Source organism: Desulfobulbus sp., from assembly GCF_031547805.1.
GTDB lineage: Bacteria > Desulfobacterota > Desulfobulbia > Desulfobulbales > Desulfobulbaceae > Desulfobulbus.
In genome coordinates this window covers 22,822-36,475 of the sequence record NZ_JAVBRQ010000015.1, presented here as the reverse complement: position 1 = coordinate 36,475, position 13,654 = coordinate 22,822, and the positions used below count along the sequence as shown (strand labels likewise).

12 protein-coding genes are annotated in these 13,654 nt (G+C 51.8%); all 12 read left to right on the top strand.

The window, feature by feature from the left end:
- The 12 genes from rfbA (at position 1) to RMR13_RS05420 (ending at position 13,641) form a co-directional block, all read left to right on the top strand.
- Positions 1–879 (top strand): glucose-1-phosphate thymidylyltransferase RfbA, encoded by an 879-nt coding sequence (rfbA, locus tag RMR13_RS05475; RefSeq protein ID WP_409070264.1) that lies wholly within the window; start codon positions 1–3, stop codon positions 877–879.
- Positions 879–1,427, top strand: coding sequence for a dTDP-4-dehydrorhamnose 3,5-epimerase (gene rfbC / locus RMR13_RS05470; RefSeq protein ID WP_310599630.1), 549 nt, complete (start codon positions 879–881; stop codon positions 1,425–1,427). Before rfbA ends, rfbC begins: the two co-directional genes overlap by 1 nt.
- 71 nt (positions 1,428–1,498) lie before the next feature.
- Positions 1,499–2,932, top strand: coding sequence for a mannose-1-phosphate guanylyltransferase/mannose-6-phosphate isomerase (locus RMR13_RS05465; protein ID WP_310599629.1), 1,434 nt, complete (start codon positions 1,499–1,501; stop codon positions 2,930–2,932).
- Positions 2,929–4,299, top strand: coding sequence for a phosphomannomutase CpsG (locus tag RMR13_RS05460; protein WP_409070267.1), 1,371 nt, complete (start codon positions 2,929–2,931; stop codon positions 4,297–4,299). Before RMR13_RS05465 ends, RMR13_RS05460 begins: the two co-directional genes overlap by 4 nt.
- Before the next feature lie 190 nt (positions 4,300–4,489).
- On the top strand, positions 4,490–5,275 hold the full coding sequence (locus tag RMR13_RS05455; RefSeq protein WP_310599659.1) for an ABC transporter permease: 786 nt from the start codon (positions 4,490–4,492) through the stop codon (positions 5,273–5,275).
- 19 nt (positions 5,276–5,294) lie between these two features.
- Positions 5,295–7,322: an ATP-binding cassette domain-containing protein gene (locus tag RMR13_RS05450; protein WP_310599627.1), complete on the top strand. Its 2,028-nt coding sequence runs from the start codon at positions 5,295–5,297 to the stop codon at positions 7,320–7,322.
- A 240-nt stretch (positions 7,323–7,562) separates the two neighbouring features.
- Positions 7,563–8,375, top strand: a complete 813-nt coding sequence (locus tag RMR13_RS05445; RefSeq protein ID WP_310599626.1) for a Stf0 family sulfotransferase — start codon at positions 7,563–7,565, stop codon at positions 8,373–8,375.
- 800 nt (positions 8,376–9,175) lie between these two features.
- Positions 9,176–9,895, top strand: coding sequence for a class I SAM-dependent methyltransferase (locus RMR13_RS05440; protein ID WP_310599625.1), 720 nt, complete (start codon positions 9,176–9,178; stop codon positions 9,893–9,895).
- Entirely contained in the window at positions 9,876–11,090 is a 1,215-nt protein-coding gene (locus RMR13_RS05435; protein WP_310599624.1) for an aminotransferase class I/II-fold pyridoxal phosphate-dependent enzyme, read from the top strand. Before RMR13_RS05440 ends, RMR13_RS05435 begins: the two co-directional genes overlap by 20 nt.
- A complete protein-coding gene (locus tag RMR13_RS05430) occupies positions 11,071–12,294 on the top strand; it encodes an aminotransferase class I/II-fold pyridoxal phosphate-dependent enzyme (protein ID WP_310599623.1) in 1,224 nt (407 codons plus the stop codon). The genes RMR13_RS05435 and RMR13_RS05430 overlap by 20 nt, the downstream gene beginning before the upstream one ends.
- Positions 12,291–12,899, top strand: coding sequence for an adenylyl-sulfate kinase (gene cysC / locus RMR13_RS05425; RefSeq protein WP_310599622.1), 609 nt, complete (start codon positions 12,291–12,293; stop codon positions 12,897–12,899). The genes RMR13_RS05430 and cysC overlap by 4 nt, the downstream gene beginning before the upstream one ends.
- Positions 12,900–12,924: 25 nt before the next feature.
- The gene (locus tag RMR13_RS05420) at positions 12,925–13,641 is read left to right on the top strand and encodes a WbqC family protein (RefSeq protein WP_310599621.1); all 717 of its coding nucleotides are present in this window, start codon (positions 12,925–12,927) and stop codon (positions 13,639–13,641) included.
- The last annotated feature ends 13 nt before the right edge of the window (positions 13,642–13,654 follow it).

The window sequence follows — 13,654 nt, the reverse complement described above, 5'->3', positions numbered from 1 at the left end:
ATGCGCAAGGGAATCATCCTGGCCGGCGGTTCCGGCACCCGGCTGTATCCGGCAACCCTGGCGGTGTCCAAGCAACTGCTGCCGATTTTCGACAAACCGATGATCTATTATCCCCTGTCCACGCTCATGCTGGCCAATATCCGGGATATCCTGATCATCTCCACCCCGCAGGACACCCCGCGCTTCGAGCAGCTGCTCGGCGATGGCAGTAGGTGGGGGATCAACCTGAATTATGCGGTCCAACCTCGCCCGGATGGACTGGCGCAAGCCTTCCTCATCGGCGAGCAGTTTATCGGCAAGGATGCGGTTGCCCTGGTCCTGGGCGACAATATCTTTTATGGTCACGATTTGCACAAACTGTTGGCCAACGCCGACGGGCAAACGACCGGAGCGAGCATTTTCGCCTACCGGGTGAACGATCCGGAGCGCTACGGCGTGGTGGCCTTCGACGAACAGGGGCAAGCAACCAGCATCGAAGAAAAGCCCAAGGAACCGAAGAGCAGTTATGCGGTCACCGGGTTGTATTTTTATGACCAAGAGGTGATCGACATTGCCAAAACCATCGAACCGTCGGCGCGGGGAGAACTGGAGATCACCGATGTCAACCGCGTGTATCTTGAGCGCGACCGTTTGCATGTCGAAATCATGGGCCGCGGCTATGCCTGGCTCGATACCGGCACCCACGAATCCATGCTGGAGGCCGGCCAATTCATTCAAACTATTGAAAAAAGGCAAGGGCTGAAGGTGGCGTGCCCGGAAGAAATCGCCTACCGCCAGGGATGGATCGATGCCGGACAACTCAAATCCCTGGCCCGGGAGCTGGCGAAAAACGGTTATGGCCGCTACCTGTCGGCAATCTTGAAGGAAAAGGTGTTTTGATGCGGGTGCTGGCCACGGCAATTCCCGAGGTGCTGATCATCGAGCCGAAAATTTTCGCCGATGAGCGTGGTTTTTTTTACGAAAGCTTCAATGAGCACCGTTTTTTGCAAGCAACCGGGCTTGATGTCCGGTTCGTCCAGGACAACCATTCCCGTTCGGTCAAAGGTGTGCTTCGGGGGCTCCATTACCAACTGCCGCCTGCCGCCCAAGGCAAACTGGTACGTTGCGTGACCGGGGAGGTGTTCGACGTGGCCGTCGATATCCGCCAAAGCTCACCGACCTTCGGTCAATGGGTGGGAGAATATCTCAGTGCCGAGAACAAACGGCAGCTCTGGATTCCACCGGGTTTTGCCCACGGTTTCCTGGCGATCAGCGAGATTGCCGAATTTTTTTATAAAACCACGGAGTATTACGCTCCGGAGAGTGAGCGGATTCTCCTCTGGTCCGATCCGCAACTGGCGATCGCCTGGCCCATCAACGGCAAACCGAGGCTGGCGGCAAAAGACGCGGCCGGAGACACCCTTGCGCGAGCCGAGATATTTCGATAAGGTGGGCAGCACTGTCGGTTCATTAAAAGGAAATTATAAAAATTATCGCTAGTTATTGCCGAGGATTGCTCATGCTCGTCCCTGTCATTCTCTCAGGCGGCGCGGGGACTCGTCTGTGGCCGGTTTCCCGTGCAGGACATCCCAAACCCTTCATAAAAATGGCCGACGGTCAGAGCCTGCTGCTGAAAACGTATCTGCGGGCCGCCCTGGTCGCCGAAGGCGGACAGATACTCACCGTCACCAATCGGGATTATTATTTCACCAGCAAAGACGAACTGGTCAAGGCCGGCATCGGCGAACAGATCCAGACTCGCTTTTTGCTCGAACCTTTTGGCCGCAACACCGCCGCGGCAGTTGCCATGGCCGCCTTACAAGTCAGGGAAACATTCGGGCCCGAAACCTGTCTGCTGGTCCTGCCGGCCGACCATCTGGTGCGGGACCAAGCCGCCTTTGCCTGCGCGGTCGCGGAGGCAAAGAAACTGGCTCGCCAGGGGCTCATGGTGACCTTCGGCATTGTCCCGCACGCACCCGAAACCGGCTTTGGCTATATCGAGGCGGGCAAGGATCTGGCGGTAGGGAAGAGGGTTAACCGGTTCGTGGAAAAACCGGATATCGACACCGCCAAACAATACCTGGCGGCGGGGAATTATTACTGGAACGCTGGCATGTTCTGTTTTGCCGCCGGCACGGTGCTGGACCAGATGGCCAGACACGCCCCGGAGGTTTTCGAGGCGGCGCAGGCCTGTTGGCACACCATGAACGCCTCTGCTCAGCCGGATGCGGCCATGCAGGAAATTCCACCGGACGACTTCGAGCGCTTTCCCGATATTTCGATAGATTATGCCCTGATGGAACGCTCGGCCGACATCGCCGTGGTGCCGGCGGATATGGGATGGAGCGATATCGGCTCCTGGAGCGCGGTTAGCCGGCTTATCGACGGCGATGTCGACCACAACCGGCACACGGGCGAGGCATTTTTCTGCGACAGCCGCAACGTCTATGTCCAGAGCGAAGACCGACTGGTGGCCACGGTCGGGGTCGAGAACCTGATTGTCATCGATACGGCCGACGCCCTGCTCATCGTCCACCCGGACAAGGTGCAGGACGTGAAAAAGGTGGTGGCCCACCTCAAGCAGCAGGATCATGATGCCTACAGGCTGCACCGCACGGTTTTCCGACCATGGGGGGCCTATACCGTGCTGGAGGAAGGGCCTCGGTTCAAGATCAAGCGGATCGAGGTCAAGCCGGGGGCCAGCCTCAGCCTGCAGATGCACCATCATCGCAGCGAACACTGGATCGTGGTCAGTGGCATGGCCAAGGTGGTCAGCGGCGACCAGGAAATGCTGGTAGGCGCCAACGAATCCACCTACATCCCCGCCGGCTGCTCCCATCGGTTGGAAAATCCGGGCATACTCACCCTGGTCATGATCGAGGTGCAGAGCGGCGAATATCTGGGAGAAGACGATATCGTCCGTTTCCTTGATCAGTACGGACGGTGCCAATAATGCTCACCTGCTGTAAGGCCTATGACATTCGTGGCCAACTGGGCGTGGATCTGGACAAGGACATCGCCCGCCGCATTGGCAGGGCGTACGGCGAATATCTCCGGCCCCGAAGCGTGGCCGTCGGTTGCGATGCTCGCCTCTCCAGCCCGGCGCTCAAGCGAGCCGTGGCCGAAGGGTTGATGGATGCCGGCGTGGATGTGATCGACATCGGCCAGACTGGGACCGAGGAGGTCTATTTCGCTGCTTTTCATCTGGATGTCGATGGCGGCATCGAGGTGACCGCCAGCCACAATCCCATGAATTACAACGGGATGAAGCTGGTCCGTAGCGGGGCGCGGCCGATCAGCGGCGACACCGGCCTCCGGGAGATCGAGCGGCTGGCAAGCGGCAACATTTTTACCAAGGCAGCAAAGCGCGGCACCTTGCGGCATTGCTCGATACTCGCCCCGTACGTCGACCATTTGCTGGGCTACATCGAACCGACCCGGCTTCGTCCTTTACGACTGGTGGCCAATGCCGGAAACGGCGTGGCCGGCCATGTGGTCGATGCCCTGGAGGCGCGGTTTCGGGAGTTGGATGTTCCACTCGAATTCATCAAGGTGCACCACGAGCCGGACTCCACCTTTCCCAACGGTATCCCCAACCCACTGCTTTCCGAAAACAGGGCCGCCACCGCCGAGGCCGTACGGGAGCACAGGGCGGACATGGGCCTTGCCTGGGACGGCGATTTCGACCGCTGCTTTCTTTTTGACGAAACCGGCAAATTCATTGAGGGCTATTACATCGTCGGCCTGCTGGCCGCAGCCTTTCTCGCCCGCCATCCCGGCGAGGAAATCATCCACGACCCGCGCCTGATCTGGAACACCATCGACATCGTGCGCCGTGCTGGCGGCATTCCGGTTCAAAGCAAGACCGGACACGCCTTCATCAAGGAACGGATGCGCGCCGAAAACGCCATTTATGGCGGCGAGATGAGCGCTCATCATTATTTCCGCGAATTTGCCTACTGCGACAGCGGCATGATCCCCTGGCTGCTGGTGGCCGAACTGATGAGCACCACCGGTAAGCCGCTCTCCAGCCTGGTCGGCGACCGTGAGGCCGCCTTTCCCTGCAGCGGCGAGATCAACTATCGGGTGGACGATGCCCAAACGGCGATGCAACGGGTGGAGGCGCATTTTGCCGGCCGGAACCCGCTGGTGGTGGACCGCACCGATGGAATCGGCCTCGAATTCGCCGACTGGCGGTTCAACCTGCGCTCCTCCAACACCGAGCCCTTGCTGCGGCTCAATGTCGAGGCTAGAGGCAACGCCGCCCTGGTCAACGCCAGGGTCGGTGAAATCGAACAGCTTGTCAAAAAAAACGACTGATGACAGGCCATGCTCAGTGCCTTGTGGACCTACCGCGGGTTTTATATAGGAAAAACCTTGGAACAAAAACATGTGCATGCAACAAGTTTGGGAAAAACGATGGCATTTGAAAAGGCATGCTGATGAGGTTCATCAAAGTCTATATGCTACATGTTGACATGAAGAGGTGTCCACGGTGTTAGTTGGATTTATGCAATTATGGAGGCAGAAGCGAAACCTCCTGACTCTGGTCAAGGGAGATTTTACGCAGAATCACTTGTCGTCCTACCTTGGTTTTGCCTGGGCTATTATCGGGCCGGTGGTCTCTCTGACCGTCATCTCCCTGGTCTTCCAATTTGGGTTGAGAGTTGCCACGGTCAATGAAAGCGGTCTCCCCTTTGTCGCGTGGCTGGCTTGCGGTTTGGTGCCCTGGTACTATTTTGCCGATGGAGCGCAGTCAGGGGCGTCTTCGGTCGTTTCCTACAGTTTTCTGGTGCGCAAGGCGACCTTTCGCATGAGCTATTTGCCCGGTATCCGGCTGTGCGCCCTTGCCGTCATACACCTTTCCTTGATGTGCCTTCTGCTGGGTATCCTTCTGTACTTCGACATGTTCCCTTCTCTGTACTGGCTGCAGTGGTTCTACTATTTTCCTTTGATGTTTCTGTTCCTGCTAGGGCTTACCTGGGCTACCTCCGCTCTCACGGTGTTCATTCCGGACGCTGCAAGCGTTTTGGGTATCGGCATGAACCTTGGTTTCTGGGCAACGCCCATCGTCTGGAATCCTGCGATGCTGCCGCCGAAATATCACTGGTTCTTTACCGCCAACCCGGCGTATTACATCATACAGGGCTACCGAAACACCTTTGTGGAACCGCTCTGGTTCTGGCAACGCCCCCTGCTAGATCATCTGTTTTTTTTCGCCTGGCTTTCGGTCGTGGTATGCGCCGGAGCCATTACCTTCAAAAGACTGCGACCGCATTTCGCGGACGTCATCTGATCAGCCGGGTTATGCGGTTATGCAGCCGATCATCACTGTTGAACATCTTTCAAAAGTATACCCACTGTACGCAAGGAAGCGCGACAGGCTCATTGAAGCCCTGGATCCCTTCCGACGAAAACGTCACACGGATTTTTACGCCCTGCGGGATCTCTCTTTTACCGTTGAAAAAGGCGAATGCGTCGGCATCATCGGGGTCAACGGTTCAGGCAAATCCACCCTGCTCAAGGTGCTCACCGGGGTATTGGCTCCGACTGCGGGGCGAGTGGAGGTTCTGGGGCGCGTATCGGCCCTTCTGGAACTCGGCGCGGGATTCCACCCCGAGCGCACGGGCCGGGAGAATGTGTATTTCCAGGGTACCCTGCAGGGAATGCTCAAAGAGGAAATCGACGCCTATCTGCCCAATGCGTTTGAATTCGCCGACATCGGCGACTTCATCGACCAACCGGTCAAGCTCTATTCAAGCGGCATGTTCGTCCGCCTGGCCTTTGCCGCCGCCATCCAGGGCAATCCGGACATCCTCATCGTTGACGAAGCTCTGGCTGTCGGGGATATTGCCTTTCAGTTTAAATGCATGTCGAAAATGCAGTCGTTGATGCAAAACGGCACCACGGTGCTTTTTGTCACCCATGACATGGGATCCATAAAACGCCTCTGTCAGCGCGGTGTCTATCTTGCCCAAGGAAGCATACTTGCCATGGGGGCCGCCGCTGAGATAAGCGAGATGTACCTGCGGGATCAACGCAACCAATGCAACGTACAACTTTCCGGCGCTGTGCCAGCGGATGCGGTGGACGAAATCTCCGCTCCGACATCGGATACATCCGTAGACTACAAAATTGACCCGGATTTTGAACACCGGGTGATACGGACGGGAACGGGCGATGTCCATTTTACATGCGTCGAGGTGTTGGACGGAAAAGGCGAGATCATAACGCAGGCGGAGTTCAACCAAAGGCTCACCGTGCGGTTGCATTTCACCTTTCATGCTGCGTGCTCTACGCATATAGGATATCAGATTCGTAACAGGCTTAACGAAGGGATCATCGGAAGCGGCACGGGGTTGGAGGGGCATCCTCCTCTGCACGGCAAGGCGGGAGACCGTTTTGTCGTTGATTTTACAACCCGGGTGCCAATTTTGGAAGGCACGTACAGCATCCATGCGACGGCGACTACTCCTGTTGCGAATGGAGAGCGCCGTTTCAACGACATGGCGGCACATGCCTTCATTTTTCATGTGACCCCGCGCCATCCTCAAAAAATATGGACTGCAGCGAATATGCCGAATACAGTTGTGGAGCACTACGCGGGCAAAGAGCAGCGGTACTTTACGTGTTCTCTCTGCGGTCAGACCCATTCCGGCTATCTTCCCCTGTGGCAAGAGCTGGAAGACAAGCTCACCCGATACGGCTTTGACGCTCAAGCCCTGCAAATGGAATTTTATAACAGAAGTCGACTTTCCTGCCCGGTTTGTGGCGGTATGGATCGGGAACGCATGAGCGCTGAATATTTACTCCGGCGTCTGGGGGTGGGGTTTACCGATTCTGAATTCCGCTTTCTTGAGTTCGCTCCCAACCCGGCCTTTAGCGATTTTTTACGTCGGAACTTTTCTTTTCAGCATGAAACAGCGGACTTGTTGCGCCCGGATGTGGACCATACGCTTGACCTGGCGCACATGCCTGAAATAGAGGCTGAAAGCGTGGATGTCTGGATCAGCTTGCACATGTTGGAGCATATCCCGGATGACCTCGCCGCTTTGCGGGAATTATACCGCATTCTCAAGCCGAGCGGCTTTGGGCTGTTGCTTGTGCCCCTCAGCCTCGTTCTGGAAAAGAGCGACGAGAACCCGCAAGCCACGATTGAGGAGCGCTGGCGCAGGTTCGGTCAGGATGATCATATCCGCATGTATGCCAAAAAGGATTTTGTCGAGCGAATCGGCAAGGCCGGCTTTTCCTTGCAGCAACTCGGCAAAGAGTGGTTCGGGGAGGAGTGCTTCCAGCGGCTGGGTCTGCCGGATATGGGCGTATTATACGTAGTGGAGAAATAAATAGATCCTGGATCCGTGATGTCAATGCAGTGAAACTGTTCCTATTGTATTGATTTTATAGCGTTTTTCAACCAGTGCAAAAACTCACCTGCTGGGTGAATTTTTATGCATCGAAATAAGTGAGTAAAATCAATATCGTTATTGCACTTTTACCTCACCATCTTCACGGATTCAGGTAGATGGAATTACCAGCCAAAGCACATAAGTTTTTATTGTAGCTAACTCTTTGGAGGAAGTCTCATGTCCGGGCATACATACTACTCTCAATACAACAAAGCCGAGTTTGATGAACCTTTCTATGCCGGCGAACCTAAGCAAGTTCTTATTTTAGCCAGTACGCCGAGGGTCGGCAGCACTCTTTTATTGCGCGGTTTGATGAGTATAGACGCCATAGCCGCGTCAACGGAATTCTTCAATCCGGTTCACCGGGTTGATTTTGAAGCCAGGTGGGGTACTCTGTCCGATAAAGAGTATCTTGAAAAACTTATCCAGCATCGGACAAAATCGAACGGATTGTTTGCCGTTAAGGCGCATTATAATCATTTTTCGTTGTATGAACAGTATTTAAAATCATTCAATCTGCATTTTATATCTATTCAACGTAAGGATATTGTTTTACAGGCAGTTTCATGGTTTAAGGGAGAGCTCACCGAGTCTTGGTCTTCGGAAAAAGTGTCGCGAAAAAATATCAATGAGTCGGACTATGACTTTTATGCCATATCTAGTAAAGTTAAAGAAATAAATGAACTCTATCAACAATGGGAAACATATTATTCTGTCAATGGGCATACTCCTGACCGTATATTTTATGAAGACATAGATAAAAATTATGGTGATATTTTACATAATATTGCGAATAATTTTTTGTCGATGTCTATTTCTAGAAATTCTATACTCGAGCCATCGTTAAAAAAGCAACGCGATGCATTAACTAAATATTATGTATCAAAATTTTATAATGACCATAAACAGGACAAGGGTGACGTTAAAATAACGAGGCCATGGCGGATACAAGCTTGGATGCAAAAAATTTTTAATGTACCATTAAGGTAATTTTGATAATCAGTCAAATTTGTTGGTTTTGTACATTTAACATGTTGAATCAACGGTTTGTTTGTTTTTTCAGATTGAATTATTCAAAGGTTCCTTTAGGGTCATGCTGTTTGCAAAGCTAATATTATACAGCGTCACTGTTATCTCGTAAAAATTGAAGAAAGAAGAAGCTCGGAGGAACTCATTGGTGCACAATATTTTGTGGAAAATCATGCAAATCAAAGAGATTCGAACCATAACCTTACGGCACCCTCCTCAAGCAATTGATTGCACCTGTCTCGAAATATGATGTGATACCTTTGCTGCAAGTTATCATTCTGAACGGAAATTTCGTTCATACAACCCTGAATCCGTGAAGATGGTGAAATGAAAGTGCAATAACAATATTGATTTTACTCGCTTTTTTTCGGTGCATAAAAACTCACCCAGCAGGTGAGTTTTTATGTTGGTTGAAAAACACTATAAAATCAATATGATGATAACAGTTTCACTGCATTGATATCACGGATCCAGGACAACCACTGGAGCCAATTCCTCGCCATGTTGATCGGTCACTTTCCAGCAAAGGAAGCCAGTCTTCAGAGGCATGACCACGAGACTAATTGGGCCGATATCTTGAAACTCCCTAAAGATTCCTTTGTCTATGTTGACCGCGGCGTTACCGATTACCGGTGAATCTTTTCGGCAAAAGAGATCTGATTGGACCGTGCCGTCTTTGACTCAATCGACTGTTTTTTTTGTGAGTTTTTCTGTGGAAAAATATGAGCCGGCCGTGATGTAGCGTAGAAAGGACAACTTGTATGGCTAAAATAAATCAAGCGCATTACGATTATATTGAGCGACCAAAAACATGTGCTTCAGACGATTTTTGGGATCAAGTGCGCCGAACGGTCAATGGCAAACCGCTCTCGCAGGAGCAGCTTGATCTGATTTTTCTCATGATCAGGCAAGCGTTGAATTTTCAACAGGATGATATTCTGCTGGATCTTTGCTGTGGCAACGGAAGACTTGGTTTTGAATTTTTTGATGAGGTCCGCGAATATCTTGGTGCGGATTTTTCTCCATCGCTCATTGAAATAGCCCGGGAAAATTTTGAACGGCCTCCTTCGCATACGTTTTTGTTGCAAGAAGCGCAGGAATATTGTCGGGAAGAGTCCAGTCCGGAAAGATTTACTAAACTATTATGTTTTGGATCTTTTGCCTATTTTTCTGAAGCGTATGCCTTTGAGGTGCTTTCTCTGCTCCGTAGGCGCTTTACTAACTTAAAACGCCTGTTTATCGGTTCTATTCCTGACGAAGACAACGCCAATGTCTTTTTCAATGGCCGGGAAGCTTTGCCCACAAGCGACCATACAAGCGCTATAGGGCGCTGGTATACTCGCAGCGGGTTCACAAAACTCGCTGAATCCTGCGGCTGGAAGGTCTTTATTTCGGAAATGCCGCCTGCATTTTATCAAGCTCATTACCGCTTTAACTCCATGTTAGTACCCACAGGTAGATATGAAAAAGCGATATATTGACGACCTTGCGCTTTTCGGCGGAAGCAACTTGTTTGATATCCCAAAACCCACATCGGGCTTGTACAGACCATCTGAAGAACGTTTTTTATCTTATGCCCGCTCCCTGTTTACCACGCAGCAGCTTACAAACAACGGCCCCCTTGTCCGCGAGTTGGAAAAACGCTTGGCTGAACTGCACGGCACGGCAAGCTGCGCCACCTTTTGCAGCGGCTTTATGGCATTGCTACTGAGCATATACGCCCTGGCCCTTCCAGGCTGTACGGAAGTCATTATGCCGTCAGCCACATATCGGCGCATGGCGGCTATCGTGCGTTGGGCCGGGATGGAGCCATGTTTTACGGATATTGACCCGCAAACCTTGGGAGTTAATGCCGAATTATTCAGGCCGCTTATTTCCACGAAGACCGCATTATTGCTCGGAGTTCACCCCATCGTCAATATGAGTGCGGCTGAAGATCTTGAGATGCTTTCCGCTGAAAGCGGCATCCCCTTGCTTTTTGATTCCGTTGAAGCCGCTTATGGAACAATTGCTGGAAGAAAAATTGGTGGTTTCGGTAGAGCGGAAGTATTTTCCATGCACGCCAGCAAATTTATCAACGGTTTTGAGGGCGGTTATATTACCACCAATGACCTTGAACTACGGGATAAACTTAAAAGAATGGAAGCCTTTGGTTTCCAAAAAAGAGATGTGATCACAGAGCTTGGCTGCAATGCCAAGCTTAACGAACTTCATGCCGCGATGAGTCTGGCTTGCCTTGATGAGATTGAAGAACAACTCCGGCATAATAAAATTATTTTTAAGCGATACAAGAGCGGCCTGGAAGGCTTGCCCTTGCATCTCTTCAAATACGCGACCAATGAAACACGTACCTGGAAAAACGTGGTGGTGAAATTTGAAGAAGAATGGGAACTAACTCGCGATGAACTTTTGCAACTGCTTGAGGCTGAAAATATATTGGCTCGTCCTTATTATACCCCCCCCCTGCATATCGCGGAACAAGGCTTTGTCACGACAGTTCTCCCTGTAACCGAAGCGATTACCGCCTCTACTTGCGTCCTCCCCTCCGGTACGCACGTTTCCGAGCAAGATGTGGATATCATCTCTGATACTCTGCATTTCATTTATAAACATCGGCAGATGCTCAAAGTCATGCTACGGGAAAAGGGACATATGTATGAAAAAAAACCTCTCTGAATTGGCTATATGGGGAAATTCTCCTATCTTTGAAAACCAGATCCCTGTGGGACAGATCAACCTGCCGTCCTGGGAATATTTTTGCGATTCCTTTCATGATTTGTTTGAACGCCGTTATTACACTAACCATGGCGTATTGACGCAGGAGTTTGAAGAAAAACTCTGTCGTTTGCTGGGTACGCGATACGCATTGGTTATGACCAATGCCACCATCGCCTTGAGTCTTGCCTGCAAAGGGTTGAACCTCCCCGTGGGAGGCAAGGTCATCGTGCCGAGTTTTACCTTCGCGGCTACTGTTCAAGCTTTAAGCTGGGCGGGGCTGGAACCTGTATTTTGCGATATTACCCACCATAGTCATCTCATTACCCCAGATACCGTCGCTCCTCTGCTTGATACGCCTGGTGTTTGTGCCATTTTGGGGGTACATCTGTGGGGAAACGCCTGTGATGCTGATGGATTGACAAAATTGGCAAAAGAACGTGATATCTCTATTTTTTTTGATGCCGCGCACGCAATAGGGTGTACCCACAGAGGATTTTCCATAGGAGGCTTTGGGAGTTGCGAAGTTTTTTCTTTCCACGGCACGAAAATTTTAACCTCCACTGAAGGCGGCTGCATCACCACCAATGATGATGACCTTGCCGAACGCCTGCGAAATCTGCGTAGCAGTTACGGACGGAGAATGACGGTGCCGATTCCTATCGCCGGGTATGGCAGGTTCTCGGAAGCCCAAGCTGCCTTCGGTCTTCTGAGCCTTGAAGACTTCCCGAAAAATTGCGCTGCCAATGAAAAACGCATGCACCTCTATGTTGAAGGTCTGCGAGCCGTGCCCGGAATTCGTTTTTTGCTGCCCACGCCTGGGGAACGACATAATTATCAGTATGTGGTGCTGGAAATTGAGGAAAAAGAATTCGGCCTCAGTCGCGATGCCCTGGTGCGTATTCTTGAGGCGGAAAACGTGCTGGTCCGGCGTTATTTTGTGCCCGGCATGCACCGTTGTGTTCCCTACAAAACGCAATTCCCGCAGTATATGAATACCTTGCCCGTGACGGATGCGCTGTGCGAAAAGGTGATGCAGGTGCCATCGGGCCAGCGCGTGACGGATGGGGACATTACTGTCATCTGCGACCTCATCCGTTTTGTCCACACCCATGCGAAGAAACTGAAAGGAGCACTTCCCAAACGGGAAGAGCCGCAACAATGAAGAATAATGTTATACATCTCATCGCTCCGCGTAGCCTTGTCAGTCAGGAAATGCGCGAGGCAAGGCAAAACCACAGGGGGATGGCGTTTTGGCTTACGGGTCTTTCAGGCGCCGGAAAATCCACGCTCGCCCATGCGGCTGAAGTGCTGCTTTTCCAAAAAAATTACCGTATTACCGTTCTGGATGGTGATGTAATCCGCGCTGGGCTTTGTGGCGACCTTGGTTTTTCCATGGAAGAACGGCGTGAAAACAACCGCAGAGTTGCCGAACTGGCGAAGATATTCGTCAGGAGCGGTATTATCTGCTTATGCGCTTTTATTTCTCCCAGTGCGGCGTTTCGCCAGGAAGCGCGGCGCATTATCGGGGAAGATTTTTTTCGCGAGGTACATGTCGATTGCTCGGTGGAAGAGTGTGAACGCCGTGATGTCAAAGGCTTTTATGAAAAAGCGCGGCAAGGCAAGATACGAAACTATACAGGAGTTTCCTCTGGGTATGAAGTGCCGCAGTCACCTGATTGCATTCTCAGGACGGAGCATGCTTCAGAGCAGGACTGTGCAAGGTACCTTGCAAGCTTTATTGAAGAAAACGCGAAGATTGGGCATTGATCATGGCTGAAAAAAGGGCTTTCGCATGATCGCGGGGATTATGCAGCCATATTTTTTTCCGTATTTCGGGTATTTCGACCACATTTTCCGCTGTGACACCTGGATAGTGTTCGATCTCACTCAATATGCCCCAAAATCGTGGATGACCCGCAACCGTATTCAACACCCCAAGCAAGGCTGGCAATATATCAATTGTGATGTGCATGGCTCGATAAAAATGTCGATTTCAACTACCAAGCTGTGCGATCGCATGAAAACGCAGAACAAGGTACTTGGCCAGCTAGATCATTACAAAAAACATGCTCCCTACTACAAACAGGTTGTCCATATCGTTGAACGCGCCTTTGATACGGCCCGTTCCGATTCTCTCACCGATATCGATGTAAGTGGCCTGTCCGCTGTTTGTGACTATCTCGCCATTCCATTTCGGCCCATCATCGCTTCCGAAGCCGGATTCAGGCTACCGGAAATCACGCATCCCGGACAATGGGCTCTGGAAATATGTACTCTGCTCGGTGCCGGCACCTATCTGAACACGCCGGGCGGGCGGGCGCTGTTCCGGCCTGAAGAATTCGCGCAACGAGGCATCCGACTCGGTTTCACCGGCATCCCAAGCTTTGCTTATGACTGCAAACCCTATGCGTACGAGCCGCATCTTTCCATACTGGACGTTCTGATGTGGAACAGCCCGGAAGAGGTGCGCGCGCAATGCGGCAGGAAACCTGTAGAGTATGTGATGTAAGTCAGGCCCAGCA

Bases quoted from the DNA above. Each gene is read 5' to 3' on its own strand.
- rfbA (WP_409070264.1), top strand. From the start codon at position 1: ATGCGCAAGGGAATCATCCTGGCCGGCGGTTCCGGCACCCGGCTGTAT.
- rfbC (WP_310599630.1), top strand. From the start codon at position 879: ATGCGGGTGCTGGCCACGGCAATTCCCGAGGTGCTGATCATCGAGCCG.
- RMR13_RS05465 (WP_310599629.1), top strand. From the start codon at position 1,499: ATGCTCGTCCCTGTCATTCTCTCAGGCGGCGCGGGGACTCGTCTGTGG.
- RMR13_RS05455 (WP_310599659.1), top strand. From the start codon at position 4,490: ATGCAATTATGGAGGCAGAAGCGAAACCTCCTGACTCTGGTCAAGGGA.
- RMR13_RS05450 (WP_310599627.1), top strand. From the start codon at position 5,295: ATGCAGCCGATCATCACTGTTGAACATCTTTCAAAAGTATACCCACTG.
- RMR13_RS05445 (WP_310599626.1), top strand. From the start codon at position 7,563: ATGTCCGGGCATACATACTACTCTCAATACAACAAAGCCGAGTTTGAT.
- RMR13_RS05440 (WP_310599625.1), top strand. From the start codon at position 9,176: ATGGCTAAAATAAATCAAGCGCATTACGATTATATTGAGCGACCAAAA.
- RMR13_RS05435 (WP_310599624.1), top strand. From the start codon at position 9,876: ATGAAAAAGCGATATATTGACGACCTTGCGCTTTTCGGCGGAAGCAAC.
- RMR13_RS05430 (WP_310599623.1), top strand. From the start codon at position 11,071: ATGAAAAAAAACCTCTCTGAATTGGCTATATGGGGAAATTCTCCTATC.
- cysC (WP_310599622.1), top strand. From the start codon at position 12,291: ATGAAGAATAATGTTATACATCTCATCGCTCCGCGTAGCCTTGTCAGT.
- RMR13_RS05420 (WP_310599621.1), top strand. From the start codon at position 12,925: ATGATCGCGGGGATTATGCAGCCATATTTTTTTCCGTATTTCGGGTAT.